Annotated in this window: 11 protein-coding genes and 1 riboswitch; of the genes, 7 read left to right on the plus strand and 4 right to left on the minus strand. The window is 74.0% G+C overall.

Annotated features, from left to right (window positions below):
• The first annotated feature begins 59 nt into the window (after nt 1-59).
• Nucleotides 60-908, plus strand: coding sequence for a DUF3159 domain-containing protein (locus tag ACVUH9_RS04955; RefSeq protein ID WP_475754522.1), 849 nt, complete (start codon nt 60-62; stop codon nt 906-908).
• A 21-nt stretch (nt 909-929) separates the two neighbouring features.
• Here ACVUH9_RS04955 and ACVUH9_RS04960 read toward each other — a convergent pair whose 3' ends face one another.
• Nucleotides 930-2078, minus strand: coding sequence for an amidohydrolase family protein (locus ACVUH9_RS04960; protein WP_475754524.1), 1149 nt, complete (start codon nt 2076-2078; stop codon nt 930-932).
• A 179-nt stretch (nt 2079-2257) separates the two neighbouring features.
• A riboswitch (cyclic di-AMP (ydaO/yuaA leader) is annotated at nt 2258-2402 on the plus strand.
• 11 nt (nt 2403-2413) lie between these two features.
• On the opposite strand from ACVUH9_RS04960, the gene ACVUH9_RS04965 reads away from it, so the two are divergent.
• The 5 genes from ACVUH9_RS04965 to ACVUH9_RS04985 all read left to right on the plus strand — a co-directional run bounded on the left by ACVUH9_RS04965 (nt 2414) and on the right by ACVUH9_RS04985 (nt 9422).
• Nucleotides 2414-3229 carry an NlpC/P60 family protein gene (locus tag ACVUH9_RS04965; protein WP_475754526.1) on the plus strand — a complete coding sequence of 272 codons (816 nt, stop codon included), beginning with the start codon at nt 2414-2416 and terminating at the stop codon, nt 3227-3229.
• A 173-nt stretch (nt 3230-3402) separates the two neighbouring features.
• On the plus strand, nt 3403-5418 hold the full coding sequence (locus ACVUH9_RS04970; RefSeq protein WP_475754527.1) for an acyl-CoA dehydrogenase family protein: 2016 nt from the start codon (nt 3403-3405) through the stop codon (nt 5416-5418).
• 205 nt (nt 5419-5623) lie between these two features.
• A complete protein-coding gene (locus tag ACVUH9_RS04975; RefSeq protein ID WP_475754529.1) occupies nt 5624-8428 on the plus strand; it encodes an ATP-binding protein in 2805 nt (934 codons plus the stop codon).
• A 102-nt stretch (nt 8429-8530) separates the two neighbouring features.
• Complete coding sequence (locus tag ACVUH9_RS04980) at nt 8531-8731, plus strand: hypothetical protein (protein WP_475754531.1); 201 nt, start codon at nt 8531-8533, stop codon at nt 8729-8731.
• Nucleotides 8718-9422: a hypothetical protein gene (locus ACVUH9_RS04985; protein ID WP_475754533.1), complete on the plus strand. Its 705-nt coding sequence runs from the start codon at nt 8718-8720 to the stop codon at nt 9420-9422. Before ACVUH9_RS04980 ends, ACVUH9_RS04985 begins: the two co-directional genes overlap by 14 nt.
• Before the next feature lie 38 nt (nt 9423-9460).
• Here ACVUH9_RS04985 and ACVUH9_RS04990 read toward each other — a convergent pair whose 3' ends face one another.
• Nucleotides 9461-10486, minus strand: a complete 1026-nt coding sequence (locus ACVUH9_RS04990; RefSeq protein WP_475754534.1) for a YgfZ/GcvT domain-containing protein — start codon at nt 10484-10486, stop codon at nt 9461-9463.
• 78 nt (nt 10487-10564) lie between these two features.
• On the opposite strand from ACVUH9_RS04990, the gene ACVUH9_RS04995 reads away from it, so the two are divergent.
• Nucleotides 10565-10957 carry a TIGR03618 family F420-dependent PPOX class oxidoreductase gene (locus ACVUH9_RS04995; protein WP_475754536.1) on the plus strand — a complete coding sequence of 131 codons (393 nt, stop codon included), beginning with the start codon at nt 10565-10567 and terminating at the stop codon, nt 10955-10957.
• Nucleotides 10958-10982: 25 nt separating this feature from the next.
• Here the strand turns inward: ACVUH9_RS04995 and ACVUH9_RS05000 are convergent, their stop codons facing one another.
• The gene (locus tag ACVUH9_RS05000; protein ID WP_475755080.1) at nt 10983-11528 is read right to left on the minus strand and encodes a GNAT family N-acetyltransferase; all 546 of its coding nucleotides are present in this window, start codon (nt 11526-11528) and stop codon (nt 10983-10985) included.
• 8 nt (nt 11529-11536) lie between these two features.
• The gene (locus tag ACVUH9_RS05005; RefSeq protein WP_475754538.1) at nt 11537-12382 is read right to left on the minus strand and encodes a TetR/AcrR family transcriptional regulator; all 846 of its coding nucleotides are present in this window, start codon (nt 12380-12382) and stop codon (nt 11537-11539) included.
• Nucleotides 12383-12457 lie beyond the last annotated feature (75 nt).

Genomic DNA, 12457 nt, shown 5'->3' on the forward strand with positions numbered 1-12457 from the left:
CCGGCACGCTCCGAGAAGTATGCAGAGCGACCGCTTCCGGCCCGGTACGCTGGGGCTTCGTGCCCGAGTCCGTGTCCGACCCCTCCGCTTCCACCTCCGACGGGCCGCAGCCCGCGCCGCAGGCCGCGCCCGACGCCGACGCGGGAGCCACCGCTGCCGAAAGCGGAGCCGGGACCTCGCCGTCGGCCGACCGTGACTCCGCCGCAGGGCAGGCGGGCGACGAGGCCGGCGCATCGGCGACCCGGGCCGACGAGATCAAGGTCGAGAAGCCGAACCAGTCGCCGCCGCCGTCGCTGACCGACGCGATCGGCGGGCCGCTCGGCGTGGCCGAGTCGGCCGTGCCCGCCGCGCTCTTCGTCGCGGTCTACACCGCCGCCGGCCAGGACACCAACCTCGCCGCGATCGTGGCGGTTGCCGTCGGCGCGGTGCTGACGGTGGCGCGACTGATCCGGGGGCAGACCGTCCAGTTCGCGCTCTCCGGCCTCGCCGGGATCGCGTTGGCCGGGTTCGTCGTCTCGCGCACGGGCAAGGCCGAGGACTTCTTCCTGCCCGGCCTGCTGCTGAACCTCGCCTACGCGACCGCGTACCTCGTCTCGATCCTGATTCGCTGGCCGCTGATCGGGGTGGCGATCAGCGCGATCAGCAGCCAAGGGATGGGGTGGCGCAAGGACCCGCAGCTGATGAAGGTCTACACGCGGGCGAGCTGGATCTGGGTCGGCCTGTTCGTGATCCGGCTGGCCGTCCAACTGCCGCTCTACGCTGCCGGCGCGCTGGTCGCGCTGGGCGTGGCCAAGGTCGCGATGGGGATCCCGCTCTTCGCGCTCGGCCTCTGGCTGACCTGGCTGGTGGTCGGCCGGGACGCGCTGACCCAGCGCGGAGACGACGGCGACGGCGCCACCGCGACCTGAGCGAGCCGGTCGACGCCGGGCTCAGTCCGGGAACGTGACCTCGGGCGTGCCCGCGGTCGGGGTCGCCGCGATGAAGCCCGCGGCGAGCACGGTGCCGAGCGCGTCGAGCGCGTCGGTGGCGCCGTCGGCGAGCTGCTTCTGGGCCCGCTCCAGCAGCAGGTCGGCGAAGCAGAGCAGCCGCCCCTCGTCGCCCTCGGGGTCGGCGGTCTGGCAGCCGCAGCGGGCGAGCGCGATCGGCTCGGTCGGGTCGCTCTCGCGGAAGGCCAGCTGGATCGCCGCCGCGGCGTAGGAGGCGACCCGCTCGGCGGCGATCAGTCGCGGCCCGAGCGCGGCCGGGCCGGGAGCGGGGCCGAGGTCGACCGGATCCTCACCGGCGAGGATCCGCCCGAGCTGTCCGCCGGCCATCTCGCGGACGACGTCCCGTTCCAGCCCGACCGCCGCCGCCGAGCGCAGGAACGCGAAGCCGCTGAACATCCCCGGCCCGTAGGGCATGTCGCTGGCGTAGAGGATCCGCGCCGGCGGAACGGTCGAGAACAGCTGGAGCAGGTCCGACGGGTGCCACCAGGAGGTGTCGAAGAAGAGGTTCGGCAGGCGCCCGGCCGGCTCCGCGAGGGTGCCGAGATCGCTGACCCCCGCGTGCGCGAGGATCAGGCGCGCCTCGGGGTAGCGCTCGGCGAGGCCGACGGCCGCGCGGCCGAGCTGCGGGATCCCCCGTCCCGCGTGGAAGAGGACCGGCAACCGGTGCTCGGCCGCGAGCGCCACGACCTGCTCGACGACCGGATGGGTCAGGGCGAACTCGTCGCTGCGCGGGTGCAGCTTGAAGCCGCGGGCGCCGGCGGCGAGGCAGCGCTCGGCCTCGGCGAACGCGTCGTCGGCGGTCGGCGAGACCCGGGCCAGGGCCACCAGCCGTCCGCCCGAGGCCGCTGCGGCCGCGATCGCGACGTCGTTGGCGTCGCGGTAGCCGTCCGGCTCGTGCATCGCGAAGGTCAGGGCCCGCTGGTGCCCGGCCGCGTCGAGTCCGGCGACGATCTCCTCGGCCGTCGCCTTCTGCCCGTCCGGATCGTTCTGCCCGATGTGGGTGTGGGCGTCGAACCACGGGGCCTCACCGAGCTCGGCGGAGGCGGCGTAGTAGAGCGCCGCGAGGTCGGCGGCGACGGGACGGAGCGGCATGATCCGGAGGCTATACGGCGACCCTGCGGAGCCCGTGGGGAACGGACGATCGACCGCCCCTGGGCGAGCGGGCTGCCGGGGCGTGCGCGCAGGCCGAGCAGCCGCCGAACGGTCGGTTGGCGCCGGGTCCGGGCCTGCAGCGAAGAGGAGCTGACGTAACCCGGCCGACGGCTCTGTTACGGTGCCCCGAGCCGAGTCGCCGGAGTCCTTTCCGGCGAACGGGGGACCCACCCAGTTCTGGGGCTAATCCACGAAGTCGGTGGAAGCGCTGCTCTTTCTGCGCTCGCCCGTCAGCTAACCCCGTAGGCCGACGAAAGAGTACGAGCACAGTGAGATTGACGACACGGGGCGCCGCGCTGGCGCTGATCCTGGCCTTGGGCGGCGTTTCGACCGCCTCCGCCGACGACACGACCGGTGGCACGACGGTCACCGCCCCGGACGCGGCCGTCACCGCGCCCGACCCGGGCACCGCGACGCCCGACGTGGCCGCGCCTGATGCGCCCGCCGCGCCGACGACCACCGCGGTCTCGGCCACGCGCGCGGTCAGCCTGACCCGGACCCAGACCAAGCAGGTCCAGCGCAAGGTCCGCGTTCGCGCCGACGGTGCGCTCGGCGCACGGACCCGCGTCGCCCTGCGCCGGTACCAGACGCAGAAGAAGCTGACCAAGACCGGCCGGCCGAACCTCGAGACGCTGAAGACGATGAAGCTGTCGTTCGTCGCGGCCGTCGAGCAGAAGCTCGCCGGAGCCTCGGCCCGCAGCGCCACCGGCACGGCCACCCCGGCCGCGCTCGCCGCCGCCGTCGCCGGTGCCAACGGCCAGATCGGCGTGCCGTACCGCTCGGCCGGCACGACCCCGAGCGGCTTCGACTGCTCCGGCCTGATGGTCTACATCTACAAGCAGGCCGGCATCAACCTGCCGCGCACGAGCTTCGAGCAGTACAAGGAGGGGACCGCCGTCGCCCAGGCCGAGATCCAGGCCGGCGACCTCGTCTTCTTCTCGACCGCCGGCAGCGGCGCGTCCCACGTCGGGATCGCGACCAGCGCGACCACGGTCATCTCCGCCACGACCCGTGGCGTGATGGAGCACCAGATCAACGACAGCTACTGGGGCGCGAACTACGTCGGCGCCCGCCGGATCGCCACCAGCTGATCCGCCGCGGCCTCGCCGCGACTGCCGTATAGGTTCGAGACGGGCCGTCCTCCGGGGCGGCCCGTCGTCGTTCCGGGACGTTCGGGTCACGGTCGGGGGTCGTCTTCGGCGGCCAGACGCGCTACCGTTGGGCATGTTGACTGACTAGTCAATCCATCCCAGGAGCGACCACCGTGACGACCGAACCGACCAGCGCCGAATCCCGCAAGTTCGCCGAAGAGGCCCGTGAGACCGAGTGGAAGCTGCCCAGCTTCGGCAAGGAGCTCTACCTCGGTGACTTCCGCTTCGACCTGATCAACCCGCTGCCCGCCGACGACGCGGAGAAGGCGGCCAAGGGCGAGGTCTTCCTCGCCAAGCTCAAGACCTTCCTCGAGACGAAGGTCGACCACCTCCGGATCGAGCGCGACGCGAAGATCCCCGACGAGGTCATCGCCGGCTTCAAGGAGCTCGGCGCCTTCGGCATGAAGGTCCCGACCAAGTACGGCGGCCTCGGGCTCTCGCAGGTGGACTACAACCGCGCGCTGGCGATGGTCGGCACCTGGCACGGCTCGCTCGGCGCGCTGCTGTCCGCCCACCAGTCGATCGGCGTCGCCGAGCCGCTGATGCTGTTCGGCTCCGAGGAGCAGAAGCAGAAGTGGCTCCCGAAGGTGGCCAAGGACCACATCTCCGCCTTCCTCCTGACCGAGCCCGACGTCGGCTCCGACCCGGCCCGCGTGGCCGCGGCGGCGATCCCGACCGAGGACGGCAGCGGCTACCGGATCACCGGCCGCAAGCTCTGGGCGACCAACGGCGCGATCGCCGACATCGTCGTGATCATGGCCAAGATCCCCAAGAGCGAGGGTCACCGTGGCGGCGTCTCCGCCTTCGTCCTGGAGTACGACTCCGAGGGCGTCAGCGTCGAGCACCGCAACCAGTTCATGGGCCTGAAGGGGATCGAGAACTCGGTCACCCTGCTGGAGGACGTCTTCGTCCCCAAGGAGAACCTGATCGGCAAGGAGGGCCAGGGCCTGAAGATCGCCCTCTCGACCCTCAACACCGGCCGCCTCGCCCTGCCCGCGATCTGCGCCGGCACGGCCAAGTGGGCCGCCCGCGTCGCCCGCGAGTTCGCCACCGAGCGCGTCCAGTGGGGCAAGCCGGTCGGCCAGCACGACCCGGTCGCCCAGAAGGTCGCCTTCATCACCGCCACCGCCTTCGGGCTCGAGGCGCTGGTCGACGTGACCGGTCGCCTCGCCGACTCGAAGCGCTCCGACATCCGGATCGAGGCCGCGGTCGCCAAGCTCGTCGGCTCCGAGCTCGGCTGGAAGGTCACCGACGAGCTGGTCCAGATCCGCGGCGGTCGCGGCTACGAGACCGCCGAGTCGCTGCAGGCCCGCGGCGAGCGTCCGGTGCCCGTCGAGCGCGCTCTGCGCGACATGCGGATCAACCGGATCTTCGAGGGCTCGACGGAGATCATGCACCTGCAGATCGCCCGTGAGGCCGTCGACCAGCACCTGCAGATCGCCGGCGAGCTGATCGAGGGTGACGGTGGGCTCTCCGAGAAGGCCAAGTTGGCCGTCGGCGCCGGCAAGTTCTACGCGAAGTGGTTCCCGACCCTGACCCACGGCGAGGGCCAGAACCCGCGCTCCTACGAGGAGCACGGCCCGCTCGCGACGCACCTGCGGTTCGTCGAGCGGAACTCGCGCAAGCTGGCGCGGACGACGTTCTACGCGATGGGCCGGTACGGCGCCAAGCTCGAGCAGAAGGGCGCCGTGCTCGGCCGGATCGTCGACATCGGCGCCGAGCTGTTCTCGATCGCCGCCGCCGTGACCTACGCCGACGCGCAGATCAAGGCGCATCCCGAGCGCCGGCAGGAGATCGAGGAGCTGGCCGGGCTCTTCTGCCTCCAGGCCCGTCGCCGCGCGAAGGACCTCTTCGCCGAGCTGCGCGCGAACGAGGACGACGCCAACTTCGAGCTGGCGCAGAAGGTCCTGGGCGGCCGCTACTCCTGGATCGAGGAGGGCATCCCGTACGCCGACGAGGACCGGGCCCTGTTCGGCGACGACTACCGCCAGCCGGCGGTCGGCGCGGCGAAGAAGCCGGCGCCGGCACCGGCCGCGCCCAAGGCCGCCGAGCCGAAGAAGGCCGCTGAGGGGAAGACGGCCACCGAGCCGAAGGCGAAGGCCGAGAAGAAGGCCTCCAAGGTCAACTGAGCGCAGGTCCCGGCGCCCGGCACGCCCGGGCGCCGGGACCGGATCGACGCCGGGTCCTTCCGCGAGCCGATGGAGCGGGCCGGATCGTTGATGGCCCGCTCCATCGGGTCGGGAAGCGGCGTGGGGCATCGGCGCGACGAGGTCTGCCTGCGTACGGCGGAGACCCGGCGTGATCTGGCGCGTTGGCGTTCTCTAGGATCGGCGCATGGACGCCGACCCATCGGTCCTGCTCGAGCGCGAGAGCGAGCGTGCCGCGCTCACGAAGCTGCTCGATCGTGCTCGGTCGGGGCACGGCGGCCTGGCGCTGGTCGTCGGGCCGGCCGGCATCGGCAAGACCACGCTGCTGCGCGACGCGCGCGACGCGGCCGGCGAACGGGGACTGCGCGTGCTCCACGCCCGCGGCGGAGTGCTCGAGCAGGATGTCGAGTACGGGCTCATGCGACGGCTGGTCGAGCGTCCACTGCTCGGCGCCGAGGCGGGCGAGCGCGAGGCACTGCTCCGGGGTCCGGCGGCCTCGGCCGCACGGCTCCTCGCGCTGGCCGATCCGGCCGCGGACGCCGGCCCGCTGCACGACCCGACGCCGGAGCTCCTCCACGGCCTCGGCTGGCTCTTCGCCAACCTCGCGGCGAGCGACCCGCTGCTGGTGGTGCTCGACGACGCGCACTGGGCCGACGTCGCCTCGCTGCGCGCGGTCGCGCACCTCGCGCTGCGGCTCGAGGACCTGCCGATCGCGTTGGTGCTCGGCGCCCGCGAGGCGGACCCCGGGCCGGCGCTGCCGCTGATCCACGAGCTGGAGGGGAGCACGGGGGCGCTCGTCGTGCGGCCGAGGCCGTTGACGCGAGCGGCCGTCGGGCAGCTGGTGTCGGGGGCGTTCGGGGGCCAGACGGTGCCTGCGGCGCTGGTCGGCGCCTGCGCGGAGGCGACCGGCGGCAACCCGTTCTTCGTCACCGAGCTGGGCGTCGAGCTGGCGGGCTCGCACGAGCTGCCCGAGCAGGTCGACGTCGCCGGGATCGCCCACACCGGTCCGGCGGGGGTCCGGCGCTCGCTGCTGCTCCGGCTCGGCCATCTCGGCGCGCCCGCCCGGCAGCTGGCGCAGGCGGTCGCCGTGCTCGGCGGCGAGAGCGAGCTGCGGCACGCGGCGGCGGTCGCCGAGCTGCCCGTCGACGAGGCCGCGGCGGCGGTCGACAGCCTGACTGCCGCCGGCATCCTCGACGGGGCGCGGAGGCCGCGGCTGATCCACCCGCTGGTCCGGGCGGCGATCGTCGAGGACACGCCGCCGTCGCTGCGGGCGAGCGCCCACCAGCGCGCGTTCGCGGCGCTCGTGGCCGACGGCGCGAACGACGACGTGCTGCTGCCCCACGCGCTGGCGACGGCACCGGCCGGTCGGCCGGCGGTCGTCGAGGTGCTGCTCCGCACGGCGAGCCGGGCGCTCCGGTCCGGGGCTCCCGACGTCGCGGCGACCCACCTGCGGCGGGCGTTGGCGGAGCCGCCGGAGTCGGCCGGACGGCCATCGGTGCTGGCCCAGCTCGGTCGCGCCGAGGTCCGGGTCGGGGCGTTCGCCGACGGGATCCGCCACCTCGACCACGCGCTCGCCGTGATCGAGGATCCCGCCCGCCGGGCCGACGTCTACCGCGACCGGGCGTTCGCGGCCTTCGCGGCGGAGGGGATGGGGGTCGCCCGGACCACCGTCCATGACGCCGTCACCGAGCTGACCGCGCTCGGCGCGAGCGACCAGGCGCTCCAGCTCGAGGCCGACCTCGCGCTGCTGGCGTGGCTCTCCGGGATGCCGCACGGACTCGACCTCCGGCGCCACGGTCCGCTCGCCGGCGCCACGCGAGCGGAGCGGACCGTGCTGGCGTTGCTGGCCCAGGACGAGCAGGCGGCGGGAGCCCCGGCGGCGACGGTCACCGAGCTGGCGGAACGTGCGCTGGCCGGGGGCCGGCTCGTCGCGGAGGACTCCTCGGAGGCGCTCCACTGGTACATGGCGACCTACGCGCTGCTGATCTGCGAGGCGCACACGGCGGCCCGCGTCACGATCGACGCGGCGCTGCGCGACGGGCAGCGCCGTGGTTCGGCGTTCGCCCGGGCCGGAGCGCTCGGGACCCGCGCCGTGCTCGCGCTCGGCGAGGGCCGGCCCGCGGCGGCCGAGGCCGACGCCCGCGCGGCGACTCGCGGCGCGATCCCGCCGGTGATGGTCCCGGTCAACGCGGCCTACGTGGTGCTCGGCCTGGTCGATCAGGGGGACCTGGCCGGGGCGGAGGCGGAGCTGGTCGCGGCCGGCCTGGAGCAGGGGCCGGGCGGACCGACGGTGATGCGCTGGATTCCGTGGGCGCGTCTGCGGCTGCGGGAGGCCCAGCATCGGACCGATGACGTGCTCGCCGACGTCGTCGCGCTGCGTGAGGACGACGAGGTCGGGCGGCCGATGCGCTCGCTGGCCTGGCGGGCGCTGGTCGCCCGGAGCCGCGCTCGCGGCGGGCCGGACCCGGAGGCCGAGCGCCTCGCCGGCGAGCAGCTGGCCTGGGCGCAGGGGTGGGGGCGTCCGGCGGCGCTCGGGGTCGCGCTGCGGGCGGTCGCCCTGGCCGGGCCGGCCGCGCGGCGGATCGGCGGGCTCGAGGATGCCGTCGCGGCGCTGGCGGGGTCGGATCTGCGGACGGAGGACGCTCGCGCCCGCGCCGACCTCGGCGTCGCGCTGCTGCGGACCGGGAAGCGGGTGGCGGGCCAGGAGGCGCTGCGGGCCGGGCTCGACGTGGCCGTTGCCTGCGGGGCGCGGAGCGTCGCGCGGAGGATCGCCGACGAGCTGGCCGTCGCGGGGGCACCGGCCGCGCGGCTGCTGTTCGACGACCTGACCGCCTCCGAGCGGCGGGTGGCCGAGCTGGCGTCGGCCGGGGCGACCAACCGCGAGATCGCCGAGGAGCTGTTCGTCACGCCGAAGACGGTCGAGAACCACCTCACGCGGGTCTACGCCAAGCTCGGCGTGCGCTCGCGGCGGGCGCTGAGCGGCGTCGTCTAGCGCGTCGGCGACGGCGCGCCGAGCTCCCGAGCGATCCCCCAGGGCCGATTCAGGGGGGTCGTCCCTCATGCGCTCGGAGCGGCCGCCGAGCAGGCTGTCGACGTGTCCGAAGCCTCGCCGATCACGCTCGTCTGCGAGATCGAGTCGTTCGAGGATCCGATCCGGGGCCGCGTCCGCAACGACGCCGGTCGCTCCGTGGCGTTCCGCGGCTGGATCGAGCTGGCCTCCGCGTTGTCGGTGGCCGCGTCGGGCACCGACAACGACACCCCCGAGAACCAGGAGCATCCGCATGTCGACCACTGAACCCCGCCGCCGTCGCCGCCCGCAGCCCGCCACGGTCATCTCCGGCGTCGCGCTGTTCGTCGCGCTCTCCGGCACAGCGACGGCCGCGAGCCTGATCACCGGCGCCGAGATCAAGAACAACAGCATCACCGGGGCCGACATCAAGAGCTCGTCGCTGACCGGCTCGGACATCAAGAGCAAGTCGCTCTCGGCATCCGACCTCAGCGCGGCGGCGATCGCCTCGCTGAAGAGCGCCGGACCGGCCGGTGCCGCGGGCCCGCAGGGCGCTCCGGGAGCCCCGGGCGCGGCCGGTGCGGCCGGTGCGCCGGGCCCGGAGGGACCCCAGGGCCCGTCGGGGATCCTCAAGCTCTACCGGTCGTCGCTGGGCAGCCTCAACCTGCCGGCGAACACAGAGACGCAGGTCCTGTCCAAGCTCGTGCCCGCCGGCACCTACCTGGTGACCGGCAAGCTCACGCTGACCACGCTCAACGACGACATCGTCGAGTGCAACCTGATGTCGGGGAACAGCACCGTCGACACGACGCAGGTGCGGCCGGCCGCCTCGGCCAGCGCTCGTACCCCGGTGTTCGTGCACGGCACGACCACGGCGAATCCGGGGAACCTGCTCCGGATCGTCTGCGGGACCGGCGCCATGACCAGCAACGCGGCATCGGTCAAGCTGACGGCGATCCCGCTCGACGAGCTCGGCTGAGGGGGCCGGTTGGGCGGGCGACGGTCCCGCCCGACCGCTCACCACGGCAGCGCGACGACCTCGCCCGGGACCGCATCCTCACCGACGAGGACGCGGGTGCCCGGCTCGGCGCTCCGGCGGAGGATCGCGAGCGCGACCGGACCGAGGCGGGGGGAGACGACGGCCGTCCCGATCCGGCCGAGTGCCGCGTCGTCCTCGCTGGTCACGGCCGCGTCGCCGGCGACCGGCGCGTCGAGCCGCAGGCCGCGGAGCGTGCGGTGGACGGTGCCGCTGCGCTCCTGGCGCAGAACGGTCTGCATCCCGGGGTAGAGCGGCTTGTCGAGCGCGACGACGTCGGGAACGAGGCCCGCGTCGGCCGGCAGCGTCCGCTCGTCGAGCTCGGCGCCGTAGCGGGGCTGCCCGGCCTCGACCCGCAGCAGGTCCCACAGCGGCTCGTCGCCGTGGGCGGCCCCGAGCGCCTCGAGTCCCTCCAGCAGGCCGGGCAGCCGGTCGCTCGCGCAGCGGAGGTCGACGCCGTAGGCGGTCGCGATCGCCAACGCCCAGGTCCGGCCGATCCGCACCACCCGGTGCTCGTGCTCGGGTGCGTCGGCGGCGACCCCGACCGCGGCCCGCGCGGCGGGCCCGATCAGGGCGACCTGCGCCAGCTGGAGCGTGCGCTTGCCGAGCTCGATCTCCCAGCCGACGCTTCCGCGGTGGAAGCTCCGGAAGATCCCCTCGAGGGCGGCCCGCTCGCAGTCGAGGTGGATCGCTCCCTTGCCGCGGAGGACCCGCAGGCTGCCGAGCAGCGCGCCCTTCGGCGTCAGCAGGGCTGCCGTACGGCCGGATCCGACCTCGATCGTGAGCACGTCGACGGTCAGGTGGGCCTGGAGGAAGCCGATCGCGTCGAGGCCGCTGATCGCGAGCTTGCCGACGTCCGAGCGGTCGATCGCCACGCAGCCCTCGTGGGCGGCGACGTATCCGCTGTCGTCCGAGGCGAGGGCGTGCGTCGGGGCCTCGTCGCCGGCCCGGGGCGTGGCGCTGGCGGTCTTCCGGGGGTCGGTGGCGGGCAGCTCGTCGGGTGGCACCGACCGATCATCCCAGCCGCGAGATCGGGCTCGACTTCAAGGCTGGTCGAAGGGCGATGCTCGATCTATGGTGGGGGCATGCTCGAACCCAGCATCCGCGACCTCGCCCTCGGCCCGAACTTCGCCGCCTTCTCGGTCCTGTTGCCGTCGGGTCAGCCGATGACGAACATCATGTGGGTGGACGCCGACGACGACCACCTGCTGATCAACACCGAGATCCACCGCCGCAAGTTCCGGGCCGTGCAGGACGACCCGCGCGTGACGCTCGCGATCTGGGACGCCGCCCAGCCCTACCGCTACGGCGAGGCCCGCGGGCGCGTCGTCGGGACCGTCGGCGGCCAGGAGGCTCGCGATCACATCGACGCCCTCGCCCAGAAGTACACCGGCCAGGACTACGACCCCGAGGCGATCACCAGCGAGCGCGTGATCCTGCGGATCGCCCCCGAGCGCCAGCGGACCTGGGGCCTCTAGGCGATCGGTTCCGTGGCCCCGCGGGTCATAGGCGGGGGTGGGCCACCGCGTCCTCGTGGTCGAGCCGCTTGGTGAGCACGTTCAGCACCAGGTCGGTCCGGCGGGGGAGGCCGAACTCGTCGCGACCATAGGGGAACGCCCGGGTCTCGCCGGTCGATCGGTACCCGCGCCGCTCGTACCAGGCGATCAGCTCCGTGCGCTGGGCGATCACGGTCATCTCCAGCTCGGCCGCGCCCCAGTCCGTGCGGGCGTGGTGCTCGGCCGCGGCGAGCATCTGGCGGCCGGTCCCGCGGCCCTGATCGCCGGGCCGGACGGCGAACATCCCGAAGTAGGTGGTCGGCCCGCGGTGCTCGAGCTGGCAGCAGGCGAGCAGGCCCTGCTCGTCCTCCGCGAGCAGGATCGCCGTGGCCTCGTCGGCGAGCAGCTCGCGGAGCATCGCCGGGTCGGTCCGCTGCCCGTCGAGCAGGTCGGCCTCGGTCGTCCAGCCGGCACGGCTGGCCTCACCGCGGTAGGCCGACTCGACCAGGCTCCGCAGCGCCGCGACGTCGTCCGGGCCGGCGATCCGGACCATCAGCGCCGTCACCCTGCGGTTCCCGTCCGTGAGCGCACGAGCACGTCGATCCCGTCGAGCACCCGATCGAGCCCGAACGCGAAGCCGTGGTCGGGGCTGGTCGCGCTCTGGTGCTCCTCGCCGGCGGCCGCGCCGACGCGGGTGACGACCGGGAACCGCGCCGGATCGAAGACCTGCGCGAACAGCGGGGCGCAGGCCTCCCACCACTGGAGCTCGGTCAGGCCGCTCTGCCGCTCGACCTCGGCCGCATCGGCGACCCCGCGGACGGCACCCTGGACGAAGCCGCCGATCAGGGCGACCACCGCGTCCATCTCGATGTCGCTCAGGCCGATGCCGTCGACGGCCCGCAGCTCGTGCTCGTACTTCTCGGTCGCGCCGGGGCCGAGCGTGGGGCGGCTGGTGACGACCCGCAGCAGCCAGGGGTGACGGAGGTACAGCTCGCGGTTGGCGTGGGCGACGGCCTCGAGTCGCCCGCGCCAGGCGGTCGGATCGGGGGCGGGGGACGCTCCGGTCTCCGCCGTGCCCACCCCCGCCGCGGCCCGCTTCCGGTCTGCCGGAGCCTCGTCGCGGTCGGGGACCGTCTCGGCCATCACGCGATCGAGCATCAGGTCGAGCAGCTCGGCCTTGGCCGGCACGTAGGTGTAGAGCGACATCGTGCCGACGCCGAGCCGCTCGGCGACCCGCCGCATCGACAGTGCGGGCAGGCCCTCGGCGTCGGCGAGCTCGATCGCGGCCCGCACGATCCGCTCGACCGTCAGGCCCGCCTTGGGACCCCGGCTCGGCGTCTTCGCGACCCCCCAGAGCAGGGCCAGGCTACGGGCCGGGTCCCCGCCGCCGCTGTATTCGGTGCTCATCGCCGTCCATCCTAGACAAGCAACTCCGTATGCAGTACGGTGTTCGACCCCGACCTCACTCCGTATGGCGTACGG

The organism is Patulibacter ginsengiterrae (genome assembly GCF_056269115.1).